The organism is Sphingomicrobium marinum, from assembly GCF_026157105.1.
Classification (GTDB): Bacteria; Pseudomonadota; Alphaproteobacteria; order Sphingomonadales; family Sphingomonadaceae; genus Sphingomicrobium; species Sphingomicrobium marinum.
In genome coordinates, this window is sequence record NZ_JANPVQ010000001.1 from 2216491 (window position 1) to 2236019 (window position 19529).

Genomic DNA, 19529 nt, shown 5'->3' on the forward strand with positions numbered 1-19529 from the left:
GCATGATTCTTGGTCGCGTGAAGCCGCTCGACGCCATCCTGGCGACGGCGGAAAAGAAATCGCTGCACCGCTCGCTCGGTGCGTTGCAACTCACCCTGTTTGGCGTCGGCTGCATTATCGGGACGGGCATCTTCGTGCTGACCGCCGCCGGCGCGCAAAAGGCCGGCCCCGGCCTCATGCTCGCTTTCGTCATTGCCGGCCTTGTCTGCATGGTGGCCGCGCTTTGCTATGCCGAGATCGCCTCGACGATCCCCGTCGCAGGCTCGGCCTACACCTACAGCTACGCCACGATGGGCGAGTTTCTTGCCTGGACGGTAGGGTGGGCGCTGGTGCTCGAATATGCCATCGCCGCCAGCGCCGTCTCGGTCGGCTGGTCGGGCTATTTCGCGGGCACGATTCTGAACGAGTTCATGGGTATATACCTACCCCAGTGGCTGGCGGCAGGGCCGCTTGCGTTGGGCGGCCAGCCCGGCGGTCTCATCAACCTGCCTGCGGCGATCATAGCGCTGCTGGTCACCTGGCTGCTGATGATCGGCACCAGCGAGAGCGCAAAGGTCAACGCCATCCTCGTCGCGATCAAGGTTTCCGCGCTCACCGTCTTCATCTTCCTCACCGTCCCGCAAGCCGAGATGGCGCGGTTCAACCCTTTCCTGCCGGCCGGCATGTTCGGCGGCTTCGGGTCGGGGGTCGGGGCGGTCGGCGCGGCGGCGACGATCTTCTTCGCCTATGTCGGCTTCGATGCCGTTTCGACCGCGGCGGAGGAAACCAAGAACCCGCAGCGCAACGTGCCCATCGGTCTCGTCGGCAGCCTTCTCATCTGCACGATCTTTTACGTGCTGGTGGCGGCGGGCGCGATCGGGACGATCGGCGGCCAGCCCATCATGGGCCCCAACGGCATCCCTTTCCCGGCAGGATCGGAAGAACTGGCGCGTCAATGCGCCCTTGCCGCACATAGCGCCAAGCTCGTCTGTTCGGATGAAGCGCTTGCCCACGTGCTGCGTGAAATCGGTTTTTCGGGCATCGGCAATGCGCTGGGCATAGCCGCGTTCCTCGCGCTGCCGTCGGTCATCCTAGTGCTCCTGTTCGCGCAGACGCGTATCTTTTTCGTGATGAGCCGCGATGGCCTGCTGCCCGAATTCCTGTCCAAGGTTCACCCCAAGTGGAAGACCCCGCACGTCGTCACCGCGATAACCGGGCTGGTCGTTGCCACCGGCGCCGCGTTCTTCCCGGTGGGCCAACTGGCCGACATCGCCAATGCCGGAACACTTTACGCCTTCGCAATGGTCGCCATTGCCGTGATGGTGCTGCGCAAGACCGATGCCGATCGGCCGCGAAGCTTCCGCACACCGATGCTGTGGCTGGTTGGACCGGCGACCGTCTTCGGCTGCGCCTTCCTGTTCCTCAACCTGCCGGCGGAGGCCATGATGGTCCTGCCGATCTGGACCGCGATCGGGATCGTGATCTACTTCCTCTATGGCTACCGAAAGAGCCATCTGGGACGCGGCATCATCGAGGTGCACGAGCCCGAAATCCACGATATCGAGCCCGCCATTCCGGGCGTTGATGAACGCGATCCGCTCGACCCGCCGCGGCGTCCGCCCGAAAGCTAGGCCAGCACGTCCTTGGCCAGCGCGGTAAGGTCGGCTTCGGGGCGCGCGCCATAATGCTGGATCACCTCGGCCGCCGCGATGGCGCCGAGGCGAAGGCACGCTTCAAGGTCGAGCCCGCGTGCGGTGCCGGCAAGAAAGCCTGCGGCAAACAGGTCGCCCGCGCCGGTCGTGTCCACCAACTCTTCGATCTTTTCCGCCCGCATACGTGCGCGGTGACCGTCTTCGACCGCGATCGCGCCTTTTTCGGAGCGGGTCACGACCAGCACCGGCACCTTGGGTGCGACGGCATCGACCGCTTCGTCGAAATCGTCTTCGCCGGTCAGCGCCTTGATCTCGGCCTCGTTGGCAAAAAGAATGTCGATCCTGCCGTCGTCGATCAGCGCGTTGAAATCTTTCCGGTAGCGGTCGATTACGAACCCGTCCGACAGCGTGAAGGCGACCTTGCGCCCGGCATCGCGCGCCGCATCGATGGCCTTTTCCATCGCCGATCGCGGACCCGGCGGATCCCACAGATAACCCTCGAGATAGAGGATCGCGGCATCCCCGATCGTGGCGCTGTCGATAGCGTCGGCGGGCAGCTGCTGCGCCGCGCCCAGATAGGTGTTCATGGTGCGCTGCGCATCGGGCGTCACCAGGATGAGGCTGCGCGCGGTCGGATCGACATTGACGCTCGGGGATACGAGGAATTCGACGCCCGCGGCCTCGATGTCATGCTTGTAGATCTGACCAAGCTGGTCGTCGTTGACCTGGCCGATAAAGCCCGCCTTGCCGCCCAGTGCGGCGATACCTGCCGCCGTATTACCCGCCGATCCGCCCGAAATTTCGCGGCCCGGGTTCATCAGGCCATACAGTTCTTCGGCGCGCTCGGCGTCGATCAGGTTCATCGAACCCTTCTTGAGGCCCTGGCTTTCCAGGAATTCATCGGTCGCGTCCGCGATTACGTCGACAATGGCATTGCCGATGCACAGCACATCAAGGCGAGGGTCGGTCACGTCAAAATACCTTCATTTGCGATCAAGCGCGCCGCCTAGCCGCCAAGCCGCGCCTGCGCAAGCTTGCACGAGTCCCGTATCGGCTCCAATCATCGTGGCAATGCGTAGCTTCATCCTGCTTGCCCCGCTGCTCCTGGCCGCCTGTGCCACCCCGCAGCGCCCGACACCGCCGCCGCCGCGCAGCAACGTGCCGCCGGCGCCGCCCGTGGTGCAGCAGACGGGTGATCTCATCGGGCTGTCGACCAGCCAACTGGTCGCCCGCTTCGGGACTCCCGACCTGCGCATCGTCGAAGGCAGCGGCGTGAAGCTGCAATTTCGCATCCCGTCATGCGTGATCGACACCTATCTCTATGGTGACGCGGTTCGCCACGTCGATGCGCGCGACATATACGGGCGCGATGTCGATCGCTCCACCTGCATCGCCTCGATGGATCGCGAACGCCGCTAGAGTTTGTCGAGCGCCCAGCGCGCCGCTTCGGCCACTACTGGATCGGGATCGGCAACATGCGGTTGGACATGCACGCGCAAGCCCGCATCGCCGCTGTTGCCCGCCGCGATCAAGCAATTGCGTACCATCCGATTGCGCCCGATCCGTTTGATCGGCGAGCCTGAAAACTTGGCACGGAAGGCGGCGTCATCGAGCGCCAGCAGGTCGGCCAACTTGGGCGCGCGCAATTCTTCGCGAGGTAGAAACTTTGCATGGCGCTGCGCGGTTTCGGCAAAGCTGTTCCACGGACATGCCGCAAGGCAGTCATCGCAGCCGTAGATACGATTACCGATCTGCTCGCGATATTGATGCGGTATCGGCCCATGCAGTTCGATGGTGAGATACGAGATACACGCCCGCGCATCGATGCGGTGCGGCGAAGTGATCGCGCCCGTCGGGCAGGCATCGATACAGGCGGTGCAGCTTCCGCAATGCTCGCTTGCCGGCGCATCGGCCTCCAGCTCCAGCGTGGTGTAAATTACACCGAGGAACAGCCAGTTGCCATGCGTCCGGCTAAGCAAATTCGTATGCTTGCCCTGCCAGCCGATCCCCGCCGCAGCGCTCAGCGGCTTCTCCATCACCGGCGCGGTATCGACGAAGACCTTCAGTTCGCAGTCGGTCTCCGCCACCAGCCAGCGGGCGAGCGCTTTAAGCTTCTTCTTGACGACATCGTGATAATCCTTGCCCTGCGCATAGACGCTGATCCGCCCGACATCGCCCTGCCCCGCAAGCGCGCGCGGGTCCTCATCAGGCGCATAGCTCATCGCCAGCGCGATCACGCTTTTGCAGTTGGGCCACAATCCCTTGGGCGCGGCGCGCTGCTCCTTGCGCCCTTCCAGCCACGACATCTCGCCATGGCGCCCCTCCGCAAGAAAGTCGAACAGCCCCGCGCCTGCCTCGGGCACCGTCGCATCGGCATCGCAAAAACCGCACGCCACAAAGCCCAGCTTCATAGCTTCTTCACGGATTTGGTCTTCAAGGCTTGCCATGACAGCCCCAGCCCTTACCACTTCAGCTAATGACTGAAACCCGACAACGAGACTTTACCAGTAGAAAGCTGGACGGGCTTTGGACAATCCAGATTGTTCTCGCGGCGCTGCAAGTCGCGGTCATTCTGTCGGAATCTTTCGCGGTCCCGGCGGTCGCTCATACTCTCTTGTCGGCGTTATGTCTGTTCTCGGGGCTTTTGGTCAGGAATGAGACCAGACTTAGTGGACAAGTTCGCTTCTTTGGATCGGTATTGGTGTCCGCTGCAGCGATCAATTTGTCATATGTGTTGGGCTACTTTCTGGATCGTGGTGGGTTCATCTACACTACCACATTCATCATCACTGTAATTTCATCAATCGTGATACTTCGAGGAATTTGGAAAAGGTCGTTGGACGAATGACGTCAGACACCCTGGGCGCTTACGCCGCCGAAGCGCATGGCATCGTCAAGATTTTTGACGATAAGCGCGCCGTCGACGGCGTCAGTCTTAAAGTCCCGACGGGCTCTATCTTCGGTATTCTCGGCCCCAACGGCGCGGGCAAGACGACGACGATCCGTACCATGCTGGGCATCATCGACCCCGATGAAGGGCAGCGCACCCTGCTCGGCTACGATCGCCCGCTCGAAGTCGCGCACGATGTCGGCTACCTGCCCGAAGAACGCGGCCTCTATCCGTCGATGACGGCCAAGGAAGCGATCGCGTTCATGGGTCACCTGCGCAATTTGCCGCTCGATATCGGTCGCGAACGCGGGGTCGAACTATTGAAGCATCATGACCTGCACGAGTGGATCGACAAGCCGATCCGCTCGCTGTCGAAGGGCATGGCGCAGACCGTCCAGCTGCTCGGCACCATCGTGCATCGCCCCAAGCTGATCGTGTTCGACGAACCCTTTTCGGGGCTCGATGCGATCAACCAGGGCAAGCTCGAAGACCTCATCCGCGGCGAGGCTGCCAAGGGCGCCACCGTCATCTTCTCGACCCACGTCATCGCGCATGCCGAGCGGCTGTGTGAGGAAGTCGCGATCATCGCGGGCGGCAAGGTCGCCTTTTCCGGCCCGGTGGATACGGCGCGCGAACGCTTGCGCCCAATCGTCCACCTCAAGACCCGCAACGCTGACGGGCCGTGGCGCGCCGCTATTCCCAAGAATGCGCGGATGAACGGCAACGGGCTTGTCTTCGAACTTCCCGAAAGTGGTCCCGAACCGCTCCTCAAGGCGCTGATCGACGGCAATGCCGGGATCGAAACGCTGTCGATCGAGCGCCCGGGCCTGCATGACGCCTTTGTCGATATCGCCGGCGAAGCGGCGGCTGCCGCCATGGAGGAGCGCTGATGACCGCCCCCGCACTAGCCGCCACCGACCGGCAGCGGCTGCCCGAATGGCTGCGCGCTGCATTGGTCATCGGGCGGCGCGATTATGTTGCCACGGTCTTTTCCAAGACCTTCTTCTTCTTCCTGTTCGGCCCGCTCTTTCCGATCCTGCTCGGCGGGGTGTTCGGCGGCGTCGGCAGCCAGATCGCCGACAGCCAGGAAAACCCACGCGTCGCGGTGGTCGCCAGTCAGGCGGATTATGACCGCATCATCGAAGCCAGCCGCCGACTGACTCAACTCGTCCCCGCAGCCAGCCGCGTGGACTTGCAGCGGTTCGAACCTGAAGCCAATGTCGCCGCGCAGCGCCAGCGACTACTCGATGGGGACGAGGGCTTTTTTGTCGGTGTGCTGGAGGATCCCTTCGCCGAAGAACCCTGGTTCCGGGGCTCGGTCGGGCAACGCGATTCCATCGTGCGACAGCTGAACCTCTTCATTTCCGAAGCGAAGCAGGCGGAAACAGCCTCGCCCGTCAATGTCGAGCTCGAACTGGACCGACAGGAAAATCGCGCCGTCACCTCGGCCGAAACGCAGCGCAAACAGCTTGCGCGCGGCGCTCAGCTCGCGCTCTTCTTCGTCACCCTCCTGCTCGCCACGATGCTGCTCAGCCAGATGCTCGAGGAGAAATCGAACAAGGTCATCGAGGTGCTCGCCGCCGCCGTCCCCGTCACCTCGATCTTTGTCGGCAAGCTTTTCGCCATGCTCGCCATCAGCCTGACCGGCCTCATTATCTGGATGGCCATCGGGCTCGCCGGCTTCTTCGCGCTGGCGAGCGACAGCAGCGTCGCCACCTTGTTTACCGGCCCCGCGGTCGGCTGGCCGCTCTTCCTGTTCCTGATGCTCGTATATTTCGCGATGAGCTATCTCCTCATCGGTGCCTTTTTCCTTGGGATCGGCGCGCAGGCCTCGACCGCGCGCGACGTCCAGATCATGTCGATGCCGATGACCTTTCTGCAGGTCGCGCTCGTCATGCTCGCCTTCGTTGGCGTCAGCCAGCCGGGCAGCGTATGGGCCTGGGCTGCAATCCTGTTCCCGCTGTCATCGCCCTTCGCCATGGCCGGCATTGCAGCGCAGGAAAGCGCGGGTTGGTATCACCTCGTCGGCATTGCCTACCAGGCGCTGTGGGTCTTCCTGATCCTGCGCGTATCGGCGATCTTCTTCAAACGCAGCGTCCTCAAATCGCGCGCGCCCAAAAGGGCTAAAAAGAGCGCGTCGGCCATTCCGGTTTGAGTCGTCATCCGGCCGCGATTGCGCTACTATGAGCGCGATCGAGGGAGCCACGTGATGAAGCCATTCTTGCTCGCCGCCACTGCCGTCTTGCTTACCGCACCCGCCAACGCCGCCGATCGCGTCGCGCCTACGGGCAAATGGATGGTGGGCCTTGAAGAGCGCGGCTGCACGCTGTTTCGCGAGTTTTCTGGCAATGGGGAAGACTATTCGCTCCACGTCACGCCCGATCCCAATAGCGGCAAGACCGAGCTCGTCGTCCTGCACAAAGCGCGCGGAACCGATTATGCCAGCCTCAACGCGGCGCTGCTGATCGATGGCGGCGAAAGCGTGACTCTGCACCGCCTCGAACGCTTCCCGCGAAACTCGGGCTGGGTCCGTTACGGACTGATGCTCGATGACACGGACATGCTCGCCCGCGTCAACAATGGCCTCGCCATCGATGCCGGCCGCGTCCTCAACGTCGAACTTGCCACCGGCTCGATGGCCGCTGCCATCGCCGCGTTGCAAACCTGCGTCGCGGAGGAAGGCTAATCCGCCGGCGCCGGGCCGATCTGCTCCCATAGTTCGATCTTCACGCCATCGGGGTCCATGATCCAGGCGAACTTGCCGTAGGGTTCGTCGACGCGGCCCAGAATTTTTACGCCTTTTTCTTCCAGTTCTTTCTGGAAGCTGTCGAGATCGTCGACGCGCAGGTTGACCATGAAGGGATGCGGCGAAGGGTCGAGATAGTCGGTGTCGTCCTTGAAGCTGGAGAGCAGGCTGAACGGGTCTTCCTTGGGTTCGTCGGCCCAGCGAAAGCTCGGCCCGTATTCGCCTGCGATGCCGAGCATATCCTTGTACCACTGCGTGGTCGCATCGACGTCCTTGCGCTTGATGAAAATCCCGCCAATGCCGGTGATCCGTCCCATTCTTGCTCTCCCTGCCTGCCGTGCGCGAGCATAGCAGGCGTGCGGCGGGCTTGCCATCGCAGGGTATCGGGCGCACTCCTTGACGCATGAAGGGGATATTCGCGCGCATCGGCAATGCCTTCAGGTCGCTCACACCGGCCGATTGGGCGCTGCAATTCGTGCGCTTCTTTGCCGTGGTCGCGGGCATCCTCATCGCTTTTGCGCTCGATGGCTGGAATTCGAACCGGCTCGAACAGAATAGGCAGGAGCGCCAGCTCGAGCGGCTTGCCGGAGAAGCGGGTGCGACGGTCGAGTATCTGCGCCGCGAACTCGACGCGCGCAGCGACCTGCTCTTGGGCTGGCAGCGGCTCGCCATCGCGCTCGGCGACAATCGCTGCCCCGCGCCCGACCAGTGGCCGGGGCTGCATCTCATCGATCGCTTCCCCGCCGTCACCCCGCCCAGCGCCGTCAGTGACGAACTCATCGCCTCGGGCGGGCTCGCCTCGCTTGATCACCCGCAGGTACGCGAAGCGCTCGCGTCATACCGCGCGCGGCTCGACTTCTTCCGCGCCGAAGTGCGCGCGCGGGCAAACACGACGAGGCTGATCGACCCGGGCGATGCCCGCTTCGCGCTCGATTACGCGCCCAGCGAGCAGGAGCCGGTTATCGCGCGCTATGATCGCGGCGCGTTGTGCCGCGACGGCGCCTTCAGGGATCGCCTCGTGCTCGCCGTGCGCGACCAGCAGCAGATGGCCAACGAACTGTCCCATCTGCTCGGCGATAGCGTGCGGTTGTGCGCGCATCTCGCGCGGGTACGCGGCGAACGCTGCACTACGCCATCAGGCCCGCTCGGCAGCGAAGAAGAGGCGATCGCCGCCACCATCATGCAATGAGCCGTATCGATTCGCGCATCATCTGGGGCCTCGCCATCCCCGCGATGCTCACCAATGTCGCGACTGCGCTGATCGGGATCGGCGACATCTGGATCGTCGGGCGGCTCGAAGATGCAGCGACGCAGGGCGCCGTCGATCTTGGTGCGCGCCTCTTTGCCCTGCTGTTCACCGTCATGAATTTTCTCAAGACCGGCACGACCGGGCTGGTTGCGCAGGACGGCACGCGCGCCGGGGCGCAGGCGCAGGCCGACACGCTCACGCGCGGACTTTTCATCGGGCTGGTCATCGCGGCGCTACTGCTGCTGGCCAAGCCGATCCTGCTGCCGATGTTGCTGTCGGCGCTGGGGGCAGAAGGCGACGTGCTGGTAGCGGCGCGGACATATGCGGAGATCCGCTATTGGACTGCCCCTGGCGTGATGATGAACCTCGCGCTGATCGGCTTTCTCGTCGGCCGCCGCCAGGTGAAAGCGGCGCTCGTCATCGAGGTGTTATACAACCTCCTCAACGTCGGGCTGGGCCTGTGGTTCGTGCTTGGCATGGACTTCGGTATCGCGGGTATCGGCTGGTCCAGCTTCATCGCCGAATATGCCAAGCTCGTGGGCGTTACCGCATTCATCCTGGCCGGGCCGATGGGCGCTCCGATCATTGCTGCCATCCGCCGACGCGCGACAATTCGATGGACTGCGCTCAAGCCTTTCCTCGACGTCAATCGAGACCTGTTTCTGCGTACCGTTATCCTGGTCGTCTCGCTGTCCGCCGTCACCCGCCTGAGCGCCGAGCGCGGTCCTGAAATGCTGGCAGCCAACGGTATCCTCTACCAGCTCTTCATCTTCACCGCGCTCCTGCTCGACGGGTTCGAGAACGCCGCGCAGGTGCTCAATGGCGAACGCAAGGGTGCCGGCGATCGCGGTGGCTTCATGGTGTATGTCAAGGCGATCATGATCCGCGGCCTTGGCGCCGCGGTCATGGTGGCACTGGCCTTCGCTGTGTTCGCAGATCCGGTCATCGCCAGCTTCGCCGCCACCCCGCACGTCGCCGCGATAGCACAGGACGCCGCCTGGTGGCTGGTCATCATCCCCTTCGCGGGCGTCGCGAGCTTCATTTTCGACGGCGTGTTCGTCGGCGCCAGCTGGACCCGTGCGCTGCTCATGAGCATGGCCGGTGCAGCGGCGATCTACGTCGTTTCGCTATGGCTGACCTGGCCGCTCGGCAATGACGGGCTATGGCTCAGCTTCACGCTCTTTCTTGCGGTGCGTGCGTTGCTGCAATGGGCGTTGCTGGCCAAACTCTCCCGGCAGATCGGCTAGGCCATCGCGTCGCGCGCCATCTGCTCGAACGTTTCCATCAGCGCGTTAAGCGGGAAGGGTCCATGGCTGATCCGCGCGCACCCGGCGTCCGCCCATTCGGATTTTGGCGGAGCGCCCGGAAAGGCGATGAGGTTTAGCGGCAACGGCACCTCGCGCGCCACGCGTTCGACCTGCTTGGGCGCGGACAGGCGCGGGACGAAAAAGCCGCTCGCCCCGGCATCGGCATAGGCCTTGCCGCGCTCGACCACCTGGTCGATCAGCGCATCGTCATGCTCCTTGTTCTTGAGCAGGAGATCGGTGCGCGCGTTGATGAAGAAATTCTCGCCGACCGCGTCGCGGATGGCGGCGATGCGTTCGACTTGCTGGCCCAGCGGGTGCAGCCCTTCGCCGCCGACCCGCTGGTCTTCGAAATTGCACCCGATCGCGCCTGCCGCTTGTAGCAGCCGGACATTTTCGCCGCCCTGGCGGGCGTCGGTCGAATAGCCGCCTTCGAAATCGACCGTGAGCGGCAGATCCACCGCCTCTTCGATCCGCGCGACATTTTCCAGGACAAGGTCGAGCGGTACGTTCTGCCCGTCTTCGAGCCCCAGCGAATCCGCTACCGGGTGGCTACCCGTGGCGATCGCCTTCGCGCCAGCGCGGGCAACGGCTTTCGCGCTGCCTGCATCCCAGATGTTGAACAGGACGACCGGATCGCCGGGGACGTGCAATGCGGCAAATTCTGCAAATTGCCCCATCCTAGTTGCCCACCCGCGCCGAAGCGCGTTTGACCGAGTTGCAAACCGTCATTTTCGACTCCGTTGCTTTCGCCCCGAAACGCCAAACATTTGCGCCTGTTAACCAAACTAGGCAAGCGATTCCGACAAAAATCCGTATCTTCTGCTCAGCGCTTTTTGGCCCGCCGTGCCAAGACCTTGCGGCGCGCGATCACGAAAAGAACAAACGGCCAGAACACCGTGTTGGCGATATCTACCAGCGGCTCGAAGTCGAGCGGCCCTGTCTCGTCATAGACATCGATCGCCTCGTTGAGCAGCGCGAAGACGATGACGATGACCAGCGGCAGCGGCGAATCCAGCTTGCGCCGGAAGAGGAGCGCGCTGAGCACGAACAGCGCCAGCCCGACATGCACATGGAGCAATGCCTCGCTGGCGCCCGTGGCGCGGGAAATTTCCCATTTCCACGCGCCATAGTGCCAGGCCCAGTCGCGGGTGACTTCGTTCGTTACCATGAGCGTCGATTAGGCAAGCCGACTTGCGCCAGCAAGGCTTTGGCGATCTCCCCTAGTGGACAAATCGCGCAACCACATCCCGGTAACTGCGACTCACCTTTACCTCCGCGCCCGATCCCAGGATCAGGAAGCATTCGCCATTAGTGTGCGGCTTCACCTGCTTGACCTGTTCGAGGTTCACGATGGTAGAGCGATGAACGCGCTGGAAATTGCGCGGGTCGAGGCGTTTTTCCAAGTCCTTCATCGTCTCGCGCAGGATCAGCGTATTGTCGCCGGTCTGGATGACCATGTAATCGCCCGCCGCCTCGATGCGCTCGATATCGGCGACGTCGACGCGGAAGATCTGGCCCTGGTCGCGAATGTTGATCACGCTCTCGTAGCGCTCCGACGACATGCTGTCGTCGCCCTCGATCTGCTGCGCCTGTTCGGGCGCCACTTCAGACAACGCTTCCTTGTATTTTTCCGCGGTCTCGGCCGACCGCTTTTCGGCCAGTCGCTCGCGCACCCGCTCGAGCGTTTCGGCCAGCCGGTTTTCATCGACCGGCTTGACGAGATAATCGACGGCCTTGGCCTCGAACGCCTTCACCGCATGCTCCGAATAAGCGGTCACGAACACAATCAGCGGCGGCTCCACGTCCATCAGGCCGCTAATCACCGAAAAGCCGTCAAATCCGGGCATCTGGATGTCGAGAAAGACCAGATCGGGCTTGTGCGTCTTGATCTGGCGGATCGCTTCGCGGCCATTGGCTGCGGTCGCGATCACCTCGATATCGTCATGCGCTTCGAGCCGCAATTGCAGCCCCTGAATGGCAAGTTTTTCGTCATCGACGAGAATCGTGCGTAGGGTCATAAGTCTTCCGTTCGATATGGTATTTCTAGGATAACGCTGAAGCCCCCCTTTTCGTTCTTCCGCGTACGAAAAGAATGTGCCGCGCCATAGGCGTTGGCGAGCCGTTCCTGGATATTGGCCAGCCCGACCCCGGTCGATTTGGTAGCACTCGCGACACCGTCACCCGGGCCTGAATCGGCTACTTCGATGCGAACCGCCTGCCCCTCGCGCTGTGCGGTGATCCAGATGTGCGCGCCGTCTTCGGAAGGCGTCACGGCATATTTGATCGCGTTTTCGATAAGCGGTTGCAAAAGCAGCGATGGCAGGTGCGCATTGACCGTATCGGCGTCGATGCGGAAATGCGGTTTCAACCGGTCTTCGAAGCGCATCTTCTCGATTTCGAGATAGAGCTTGAGCGTCTCGATTTCCTTGACCAGCGGCACCTGCGCGGTCGGCTCGTTGACCAGCGTGTAGCGAAGGAAGCTCGACAGGCGAGAGAGCATCGCGTTGGCCCGCCCCGTCTGCTTGAGCAGCACCAGCGTCGAGATGCTGTTGAGCGTATTGAACAGGAAATGCGGGTTGAGCTGGTAGCGCAGCATCGCCAGCTGCGCCGCGCTCGCCGCGCCTTCCAGCGCGCGCCGCTGGTCGATCTGTTCTTCGAGCAGCAAGTAGTAGTTGATGCCGTAATAGAGCGCCGACCACGCTGCCAGCAGCGCGAACACCAGGATCGAGGCGCCAAGAAACTGCGCGCCCCCCGGCGTGAAATCGGGGTTCACCAACGTCGACACCGACCAGGTCTCGACAAAAGAGAAGACCGCCGCCGACGCCACCACCAGCGCCAGGCTGACCACCGCAGTGATCGCCGCCTGCATCGTGATGAGCCGCCGGTACGCGCTCGCCAGCAGCAGCGTCAGCGAATAGCCGGTCGCGGTCAGGATAAGACAGTGCAAGAAGAAAATGCCGGGCTCGAACCCGTTCACCACGCCGGTGAGGAAGCGCATCAGCAGGTAGCCGGTCCAGCCGAGCGATTGCAGCAGCCAGAATGCCCGGTTCTTGTCGTAAAAGAACGGCCGGTCGAGGCCGACGCCTTCGATTAGCGGACGCTTGGTTCCATCGGCCTTGAGCGCATCCTTCCCCGCGGCGACCGCCACATCCGCCATCGACCCCTTGCGCAGCGAAACGCTCCGCCTGGGAGATGTCTCGCGCTTGGGCGCAGCCGCAGGATCTTCCAGCGACGCTACAGGCTTCAGCGCAGGGTCAGGTTCGGTGGCCAAATAAAGCTCCTTGTCAGCGCCAAACATAGGCGCGATGAGCCGCTTCGCCTAGGCTAAGCGCGAACGGCGCGCTACAACTAGGCCGATGCGGCGCACGGACGAACGAGGAGTATGGTAGAGTGATGAAGACGTGGATGGCAGCAATCGCTGCAATGGCGCTGGTGGTCACGGGATGCCGCAGTAGCGATCCAGAGCTGCCCGAAAGCAATCTTCCCGATAATGTCGCCCCCATCCTCGACCGCGAGGACGCCGTCGACGTGCACAGCTTTGCCAAGCCGCTCGAAGCGCGTGTCTACCACGTCGCCCTCGACCTCGATGTCGATTTCGAGGCGCGCCGCGTCGCGGGCACCGCAACGCTCGATATCGACGTTGCCGACGATGCCGAGACCATCACGCTCGACAGCCGCAATCTCGCCATCGAAAAGATCACCGATGTCGACGGCAACCCGCTCGACTGGAGCGCCGGAGAGACCAGCGAGGCGCTCGGTACGCCGATCAACGTCACCTTTGGCGATGCGCGCAAGCTGGTTGTCCATTACGCCAGCGGCGAAGATGCCAGCGCGCTGCAGTGGCTGACGCCTGAGCAGACCGCGGGCGGCCGCCACCCCTTCCTTCTGAGCCAGGGCCAGGCGATCGAAAATCGCAGCTGGATCCCCACGCAGGACAGCCCCGGCATCCGCCAGACGTGGGAGGCGCAGATCACCGTGCCCACCGCGCTCACCGCCGTCATGAGCGCCAAAGGCGTCGGCGAACCCGTGCCCGAAGGCGAGACCGGCCGCACCTTCAAGTTCGATATGGACAAGAGCGTCCCGCCCTATCTTATCGCCATTGCCGTGGGCGACATCGAGTTTCGCCCGCTGGGGCTGCGTTCGGGCGTCTGGGCCGAGCCCGAATTGCTTCCGGCTGCCGCCGCCGAACTGGCCGATACCGAAAGCATGATCAGCGCCGCCGAAGACCTGTTCGGTCCGTATGACTGGGGCCGCTACGACATGATCGTGCTTCCCCCGAGCTTCCCCTATGGCGGAATGGAAAACCCCCGCCTCACCTTCCTCACGCCGACCTTCATCGCCGGCGACAAGTCGCTGACCGCGCTGATCGCCCACGAACTGGCGCATAGCTGGTCGGGCAATCTGGCGACCAACGCGACTTGGGCCGATTTCTGGCTCAACGAGGGCATGACCGTATGGGCCGAACAGCGCATCGTCGAAGCCGTCTACGGTGAGGAAGCCTACGCCCAGCAGGTCGCGCTGAGCATGGAAGACCTCAACGAAGAGCTCGGCAACCTGGAAGACTGGCAAAAGCCGCTCGCCATCGATCTGAAGGGCAAGCACCCGGACGATGGCTTCAACGGCGTTCCCTATGACAAGGGTGCCGCTTTCCTGCGCACCATCGAGGCCGCAGTCGGCCGCGAGGCCTTTGACGAGTTCATGCGCGGCTGGTTCCAGCGCCATGCCTTCTCGCCGGTGACCAGCTCGATGTTCCTCGAGGAACTCAAGCAACACCTGCTGGGCGGCGATGAGGAACGCGCCGAAGCGCTAATGCTTGAGCAGTGGGTCTACGGCGAGGAAATGCCCGAAAACCTTGTCCAACCGCCCGCCGACGCCTTCGCCGAAGTCGATAGCGCGATCGCCGCCTTCAACAATGGTGGCACCCCCAATGGCGAGGCATGGAGCGGTTGGAATACTGCCGAGCGCCTGCGTTTCCTCGGCGGTATCGAGCAGGACTTGCCCACGGTGCGGCTCGCCGCGCTGGATCGCGAGCTGGAGCTCAACGATACCGGCAATAACGAGATCCTGTTTCTCTGGCTCAAGCTGGCGATCAACAACCGCTACGACCCGGCGCTCCCGCGCATACGGCAGTTTCTGACAACGCAGGGGCGCCGCAAGTTCGTGGCGCCGCTGATCACCGCGCTTGCCGAAGATGCGGAATGGGGCCGACCGATCGCGACCGAGATCTATGCCGAAGCACGTCCGCTTTATCACCCCATCACGACGCGCGGATTGGACGAATTGAACCTCCTTGCGGACCGAAATGAGGGCAAAGAATCAGCCGAAACTTAACTTCGTAGTAACGGTCTTTGCGCTACGCCATTCGCAACCAAATAGCGGATGGATGGATGTATCAGGCACCGGACCGATATAAGCGGATGATTTCGGCGCGTCTGCCGGACGGGGAAACGCTGGGCGTTTCCACCGGTAACGATGATCGCTCCTCCTCCCCGCTGCGCGACGTCCAGATGATCGCGCGTAGCAAGTTCGCGCCCTTCTTTGCCGCCGCCAATGTCGTGGGCGCATTGCTCGTCGCCGCATCGCTTAATCATGCCATCGATACCGCCGCGCTTATCGGCTGGATGATGGTCATCTTCGGGGTCAATGGCGTGACGCTGATGATGGCCCGCAAGCAGGCGATCACGCATATCGGACGCTCGGGCAAGCGCCTGCCGCAGTGGTTGATGGTCGGTGACGTCACGCTTCGCGCTGCCATCTGGCTATCGCTGCCGGTGCTGGTCTTTCCCACGCTCGGTGCCAACGAACAGATCATCCTTGCCTCGATCATGGCGGGCTCGGGTGTCGCCGCGCTCGGCCTCACCGTGACGCCGCTGTGCGTCAACGTGTGGATGTCGATGTTCACCGCGGCGGTCGTCTATTGCCTCTTCATCGGCCGCGACGCCATCCCGTTTTCGCACACTCTGTCGATCGTCTTCATCCTCGGCGTTGCCGTCATCGGTGTCGTTCATCTCGCACGCTGGGCGTACGGCCAGCTCAAGACCACGGCCGATTTCGGGTCGCAATCGGAAAGCGCCAACCTTCTCCTGGAAGAGTATGAAAAGCGCGGTGTGGGCTGGTTGTGGCAGGTCGATGACGAAAGCCGCGTCACGTATCTGTCCAGCCGTCTCGTCGCGATGCTGGGCAAACCCTCGACCCAGATTCTCGGCCAGTCGCTCCCCAACCTCCTGGGGGTGCAAAGCGAATTCGGTAATGTCCTGAGCGAGCGAAAGCCGTTCACCGGGCTCGAGATGGAAGTCAAGAACGATCGCGGTAGCCGCTGGATTTCGATCTCGGGTGACCCGATCGTCGATACCGCCGGCCGCTTTGGCGGTTTTCGCGGCGTCGGTTCGGACATCACCGAGGTGCGCCAACAGCAGGAACGGCTGACCCATCTTGCCAATATGGACGTGCTGTCGGGCCTGCCAAATCGTGGGCGCGTGCGCCAGCTCCTGGGCGATGCCCTTCGCGGGGCGACCGCCAACAACGTGCCCTGCGCCATCATGTTTCTCGACCTCGACGGCTTCAAGCCGGTCAACGATACGTTCGGCCATCCCAAGGGCGACGCCGTGCTGCAGGCTGTGGCCAAGCGGCTGTGCGACGAAGTCGGTGATACCGGCCATGTCGGCCGCATGGGCGGCGATGAATTCGCCATCGTCATCAACGATGCGCAGTCGCGCAAGAACGTGCAGACGCTGGCCGACAATATCATCAAGGCGATCAAGCAGCCTTATGTCATCGACGAGACCGAAATCCGCATCGGCGTGTCGATCGGCTGCGCATTCGGCCCGATTGACGGCGCCACTGTCGATGATCTCATCCTGAAAGCCGACTTGGCGCTTTACGAAGCCAAGGGCGCGGGCCGCGGCGTCACCAAATATTTCAGCAGCGAACTGCAAAGCGAACAGGAAGACCGCATCCGCCTCGAAAGCGATCTTCGCGCGGCCTGTGCCTCGCAGCAATTCCACCTGCAGTATCAGCCGCTCGTATCGGCCAAGGACCAGAAGCTGGTGGGCTTCGAGGCGTTGCTGCGCTGGAAACATCCGCAGCGCGGCCTCGTGCCCCCGGGCGTCTTCATCCCGATTGCCGAAGAATGCGGCCTTATGGCGCAGATTGGCGACTGGGTGATCGAGGAAGCGGCCAAGACGCTCGCCGCCTGGCCCGAACCGATTACCGTGGCGATCAACATCAGCCCCAAACAGATCGTGCTGCCTTCGCTGCCCAACACGGTCAGCCAAGCGCTGGCGCGCTACAAGGTGCCGGGCAACCGACTTGAATTGGAAGTCACCGAAGGTGTCTTCCTCGGCAACAATTCGTCCACGCTCGACAACATGAAGCGCCTGCGCCAGCTCGGCGTCGGCATCGCGCTCGATGATTTCGGCACCGGCTACAGCTCGATCGGCTATTTGAACAAGGCGGTGTTCCACAAGCTCAAGATCGACGGCAGCTTCGTGCGCGAAGCGGGTACCCGCGAAGAAAATGTCGCGATCATCCAGTCGATCGTCCAACTCGCCAAGAGCTTCCGCATGAACGTGACCGCCGAGGGCGTCGAGACCGCCGAGGATTTCGAGCGCATGCGCGATCTTGGTGTCGACACGATCCAGGGCTACCTCTTCGGGCGACCGCTCGACTTTGGCCGCGCCGATCAGATGGTGCGCGGCATGCTCAAGCAGCAGGCGGCAGGCTAAGACAAAAAAAGGGCACCCGAAGGTGCCCTTTCCCCCTGAGGGGCCGGCGCGACGCTTTTACACCTGGGTGGGATGTAGGCTCACAAGCGTCGCGCCGGCTGGACTGCGTCAGCGCATCAGTAGATCGCTGCCGCGGACATATCGTCCATGCCGGTCACCGGCTCCATCAGCACGTTGAGGAACGGATCGTAATCCTGCGACGTACCGATCGTCGACAGGCTTTCCAGCGGTTCCTGATCGACAACGGCGAGTTCGAGCTCGGGCGGTTCTTCAAACAGGCCGCCCAGGGCCGAGAGGAACACCGCGCTATCGGCATCGCCAGCATATTCAACGCCATTGATGATCCCGTCATTATTGTAAGCATCGAGACCATTGTGGATTTCGGCACCGGACAGGTCTTCACCTGGCACGCCTTCCTTCCACGCGTCGCTATTCTTCTTGTGCGTCTGATTATATTGGAACTCGGCGAAATCGACGCTGGCATCGTCTTTGTCGCTGGCAAACTGCTGCAGCCAGTCGATCGCCTCGTTGATATGCTCCTTCGGACTGTTTGGATCGGCCGCATCGCCGATATTATTGCCGGCAAGATAGTTCAGCCACGTGGCAACGACATCGCGTCCCAACGAAATGGCGCCGTCATTGCCGCCACCGCCCTTGACCAGCTCCTTGGCCATGCCGAGCTCGATGAAGATCGCATCTTCGCCCGGATCGACGATCCCGTTCTTGTTGTAATCGCCGATCAGCAGCCCGACCGAGACAACATCGCCTGGGCCGATGCTGCCATCGTTGTTGGTATCGCCATCGATGTAGATGTCGTAGACCAGTTCGCCGTCGGGGAACTCGTCTCCCTCCTTCTCATTGCCTTCGATGGTATCCCAGAACTTGCCGCCATTCTTGTCGTTCTGCCAGAAGCCTGGCGTCCGGACACCCGGGCCGTCATTGACGAGCCCGTAATAGTTGGCGCTATCCATCTGCTCGTCGGTCTGGTCGGTCGAGACAAAGGCAGTGTTGGTGTGCTGCCCGGCCACGAACGGGGTCGAGTAGAAGACGTTGATCGATGCACCAGGCGCGATCGAGATCGTGCCGAGAGTGCCGTCGGTCGTCCCGTCGGCTGCATCGAGGACCGAGAAGAGTTCGTCTTCCGGATCGGTCACGTCGCCATCGCCATTTACGTCGACCATCGCGCCAACTGCGCCATAATCGATATTCGTCGGGCCGCTCGGGCTGGTGATGACATCGCTGAAGCTTGGCGCCGTCAGCGTGATGTTGCCATCGTTGACCAGCTCGACGCGGAACAATGCGTCGCTCTGCAGGCTGGTTTCCGGCCCGGTCGGGTTGTCCGCCGGATCCCACGGAAGGTAACCGGCACCGGCATCGACCGAGACATATTTCTCGAGGAGGAGAACCGGGTTGTAGACCAGATCCACCGCAGCTTCATCCTGATCGGGCCCGGTCTGGTCGGTGTCACCGATCGCGACATTGTCGAGATCGCCATCACCGGCGCCCTGGCCGTCCAGATCGGCCTGTGTAAGCGTATATTCGGCCGTGTAGCTCCAGGTCTCGCCTACATCGAGCTCGTTATCCATGTCGACGTCGCCCGCATTGAAGGCGCCGTTGAGCACGGGGGTCGCATTGAGCGGACCATAGCTTTCGACTTCGTCGGTCACCACCACGCCAGTCAGCGTGATGTTGCCGGTATTGGCGATGGTGATGTCATACTGGATGATATCACCGGCCTCATCGGCAAGCCCGTTACCCGCGCCATCCACCGACACGACATCCTTCTGGACCTCGATCGAGGGCGCATAAACGAGCGGCGCTTCCTCGCTGTCCTGTTCGGGGCCGGTCTCGGCGCTATCTGCGGTCGCGGTATTGTCGATGTCGTCATCGCCGCCGCCGCGGGTATCGAGATCGGTTTGTGTGATCGCGTAATCACCGAAGAAGTCCATCGAATCGCCCGGTGCGAGCGACGCGATCAGCTC

General features: G+C 62.6%; 18 protein-coding genes. 10 read left to right on the plus strand and 8 right to left on the minus strand.

Going from position 1 to position 19529, the window contains the following annotated elements; translation table 11 throughout:
* Window positions 1-2 precede the first annotated feature (2 nt).
* A complete protein-coding gene (locus NUX07_RS11335; protein ID WP_265530691.1) occupies window positions 3-1610 on the plus strand; it encodes an amino acid permease in 1608 nt (535 codons plus the stop codon).
* On the opposite strand, the gene NUX07_RS11340 is transcribed toward NUX07_RS11335, so the two are convergent.
* Window positions 1607-2602: an adenosine kinase gene (locus NUX07_RS11340; protein ID WP_265530693.1), complete on the minus strand. Its 996-nt coding sequence runs from the start codon at window positions 2600-2602 to the stop codon at window positions 1607-1609. The two genes, NUX07_RS11335 and NUX07_RS11340, sit on opposite strands and share 4 nt — an antisense overlap.
* Before the next feature lie 100 nt (window positions 2603-2702).
* On the opposite strand from NUX07_RS11340, the gene NUX07_RS11345 reads away from it, so the two are divergent.
* Window positions 2703-3050: a hypothetical protein gene (locus NUX07_RS11345; protein ID WP_265530695.1), complete on the plus strand. Its 348-nt coding sequence runs from the start codon at window positions 2703-2705 to the stop codon at window positions 3048-3050.
* On the opposite strand, the gene queG is transcribed toward NUX07_RS11345, so the two are convergent.
* Window positions 3047-4078 (minus strand): tRNA epoxyqueuosine(34) reductase QueG, encoded by a 1032-nt coding sequence (gene queG, locus NUX07_RS11350; protein WP_265530696.1) that lies wholly within the window; start codon window positions 4076-4078, stop codon window positions 3047-3049. The genes NUX07_RS11345 and queG overlap by 4 nt on opposite strands.
* Before the next feature lie 29 nt (window positions 4079-4107).
* Here queG and NUX07_RS11355 point away from each other — a divergent pair, with 29 nt between their 5' ends.
* From NUX07_RS11355 to NUX07_RS11370, 4 genes are read left to right on the plus strand one after another with little or no spacing between them, the layout of a single operon-like run.
* Window positions 4108-4479, plus strand: a complete 372-nt coding sequence (locus NUX07_RS11355) for a hypothetical protein (RefSeq protein WP_265530697.1) — start codon at window positions 4108-4110, stop codon at window positions 4477-4479.
* Window positions 4476-5411: an ABC transporter ATP-binding protein gene (locus NUX07_RS11360; protein ID WP_265530698.1), complete on the plus strand. Its 936-nt coding sequence runs from the start codon at window positions 4476-4478 to the stop codon at window positions 5409-5411. Before NUX07_RS11355 ends, NUX07_RS11360 begins: the two co-directional genes overlap by 4 nt.
* The gene (locus NUX07_RS11365; protein ID WP_265530699.1) at window positions 5411-6676 is read left to right on the plus strand and encodes an ABC transporter permease; all 1266 of its coding nucleotides are present in this window, start codon (window positions 5411-5413) and stop codon (window positions 6674-6676) included. Before NUX07_RS11360 ends, NUX07_RS11365 begins: the two co-directional genes overlap by 1 nt.
* A 54-nt stretch (window positions 6677-6730) precedes the next feature.
* Window positions 6731-7207 carry a hypothetical protein gene (locus NUX07_RS11370; RefSeq protein ID WP_265530700.1) on the plus strand — a complete coding sequence of 159 codons (477 nt, stop codon included), beginning with the start codon at window positions 6731-6733 and terminating at the stop codon, window positions 7205-7207.
* On the opposite strand, the gene NUX07_RS11375 is transcribed toward NUX07_RS11370, so the two are convergent.
* Entirely contained in the window at window positions 7204-7584 is a 381-nt protein-coding gene (locus NUX07_RS11375) for a VOC family protein (RefSeq protein ID WP_265530701.1), read from the minus strand. The two genes, NUX07_RS11370 and NUX07_RS11375, sit on opposite strands and share 4 nt — an antisense overlap.
* An 86-nt stretch (window positions 7585-7670) precedes the next feature.
* On the opposite strand from NUX07_RS11375, the gene NUX07_RS11380 reads away from it, so the two are divergent.
* Together NUX07_RS11380 and NUX07_RS11385 are read left to right on the plus strand one after the other, a co-directional pair.
* Complete coding sequence (locus NUX07_RS11380; RefSeq protein ID WP_265530702.1) at window positions 7671-8456, plus strand: hypothetical protein; 786 nt, start codon at window positions 7671-7673, stop codon at window positions 8454-8456.
* Window positions 8453-9763 carry an MATE family efflux transporter gene (locus tag NUX07_RS11385; protein WP_265530703.1) on the plus strand — a complete coding sequence of 437 codons (1311 nt, stop codon included), beginning with the start codon at window positions 8453-8455 and terminating at the stop codon, window positions 9761-9763. Before NUX07_RS11380 ends, NUX07_RS11385 begins: the two co-directional genes overlap by 4 nt.
* Here NUX07_RS11385 and NUX07_RS11390 read toward each other — a convergent pair.
* The 4 genes from NUX07_RS11390 to NUX07_RS11405 form a co-directional block, all read right to left on the minus strand.
* Complete coding sequence (locus NUX07_RS11390) at window positions 9760-10500, minus strand: isocitrate lyase/PEP mutase family protein (RefSeq protein ID WP_265530704.1); 741 nt, start codon at window positions 10498-10500, stop codon at window positions 9760-9762. The genes NUX07_RS11385 and NUX07_RS11390 overlap by 4 nt on opposite strands.
* Window positions 10501-10646: 146 nt before the next feature.
* Window positions 10647-10991 carry a hypothetical protein gene (locus tag NUX07_RS11395; protein WP_265530705.1) on the minus strand — a complete coding sequence of 115 codons (345 nt, stop codon included), beginning with the start codon at window positions 10989-10991 and terminating at the stop codon, window positions 10647-10649.
* Between the two features lie 52 nt (window positions 10992-11043).
* On the minus strand, window positions 11044-11841 hold the full coding sequence (locus tag NUX07_RS11400; RefSeq protein ID WP_265530706.1) for a LytR/AlgR family response regulator transcription factor: 798 nt from the start codon (window positions 11839-11841) through the stop codon (window positions 11044-11046).
* The gene (locus NUX07_RS11405) at window positions 11838-13094 is read right to left on the minus strand and encodes a sensor histidine kinase (RefSeq protein WP_265530707.1); all 1257 of its coding nucleotides are present in this window, start codon (window positions 13092-13094) and stop codon (window positions 11838-11840) included. The genes NUX07_RS11400 and NUX07_RS11405 overlap by 4 nt, the downstream gene beginning before the upstream one ends.
* 122 nt (window positions 13095-13216) lie before the next feature.
* Between NUX07_RS11405 and NUX07_RS11410 the strand changes: the two genes are divergently transcribed.
* Window positions 13217-15154, plus strand: a complete 1938-nt coding sequence (locus NUX07_RS11410) for a M1 family metallopeptidase (RefSeq protein WP_265530806.1) — start codon at window positions 13217-13219, stop codon at window positions 15152-15154.
* A gap of 56 nt (window positions 15155-15210) precedes the next feature.
* Window positions 15211-17547 (plus strand): putative bifunctional diguanylate cyclase/phosphodiesterase, encoded by a 2337-nt coding sequence (locus NUX07_RS11415; RefSeq protein WP_265530708.1) that lies wholly within the window; start codon window positions 15211-15213, stop codon window positions 17545-17547.
* Window positions 17548-17663: 116 nt separating this feature from the next.
* On the opposite strand, the gene NUX07_RS11420 is transcribed toward NUX07_RS11415, so the two are convergent.
* The coding region (locus NUX07_RS11420; protein ID WP_265530709.1) for a DUF7507 domain-containing protein at window positions 17664-19529 on the minus strand (1866 nt) is incomplete at its 5' end.

Coding starts and splice junctions, on each gene's coding strand:
- NUX07_RS11335 (WP_265530691.1), top strand. CDS start 3: ATGATTCTTGGTCGCGTGAAGCCGCTCGACGCCATCCTGGCGACGGCG.
- NUX07_RS11345 (WP_265530695.1), top strand. CDS start 2,703: ATGCGTAGCTTCATCCTGCTTGCCCCGCTGCTCCTGGCCGCCTGTGCC.
- queG (WP_265530696.1), bottom strand. CDS start 4,078: ATGGCAAGCCTTGAAGACCAAATCCGTGAAGAAGCTATGAAGCTGGGC.
- NUX07_RS11355 (WP_265530697.1), top strand. CDS start 4,108: ATGACTGAAACCCGACAACGAGACTTTACCAGTAGAAAGCTGGACGGG.
- NUX07_RS11360 (WP_265530698.1), top strand. CDS start 4,476: ATGACGTCAGACACCCTGGGCGCTTACGCCGCCGAAGCGCATGGCATC.
- NUX07_RS11365 (WP_265530699.1), top strand. CDS start 5,411: ATGACCGCCCCCGCACTAGCCGCCACCGACCGGCAGCGGCTGCCCGAA.
- NUX07_RS11370 (WP_265530700.1), top strand. CDS start 6,731: ATGAAGCCATTCTTGCTCGCCGCCACTGCCGTCTTGCTTACCGCACCC.
- NUX07_RS11375 (WP_265530701.1), bottom strand. CDS start 7,584: ATGGGACGGATCACCGGCATTGGCGGGATTTTCATCAAGCGCAAGGAC.
- NUX07_RS11380 (WP_265530702.1), top strand. CDS start 7,671: ATGAAGGGGATATTCGCGCGCATCGGCAATGCCTTCAGGTCGCTCACA.
- NUX07_RS11385 (WP_265530703.1), top strand. CDS start 8,453: ATGAGCCGTATCGATTCGCGCATCATCTGGGGCCTCGCCATCCCCGCG.
- NUX07_RS11390 (WP_265530704.1), bottom strand. CDS start 10,500: ATGGGGCAATTTGCAGAATTTGCCGCATTGCACGTCCCCGGCGATCCG.
- NUX07_RS11395 (WP_265530705.1), bottom strand. CDS start 10,991: ATGGTAACGAACGAAGTCACCCGCGACTGGGCCTGGCACTATGGCGCG.
- NUX07_RS11400 (WP_265530706.1), bottom strand. CDS start 11,841: ATGACCCTACGCACGATTCTCGTCGATGACGAAAAACTTGCCATTCAG.
- NUX07_RS11410 (WP_265530806.1), top strand. CDS start 13,217: ATGAAGACGTGGATGGCAGCAATCGCTGCAATGGCGCTGGTGGTCACG.
- NUX07_RS11415 (WP_265530708.1), top strand. CDS start 15,211: ATGTATCAGGCACCGGACCGATATAAGCGGATGATTTCGGCGCGTCTG.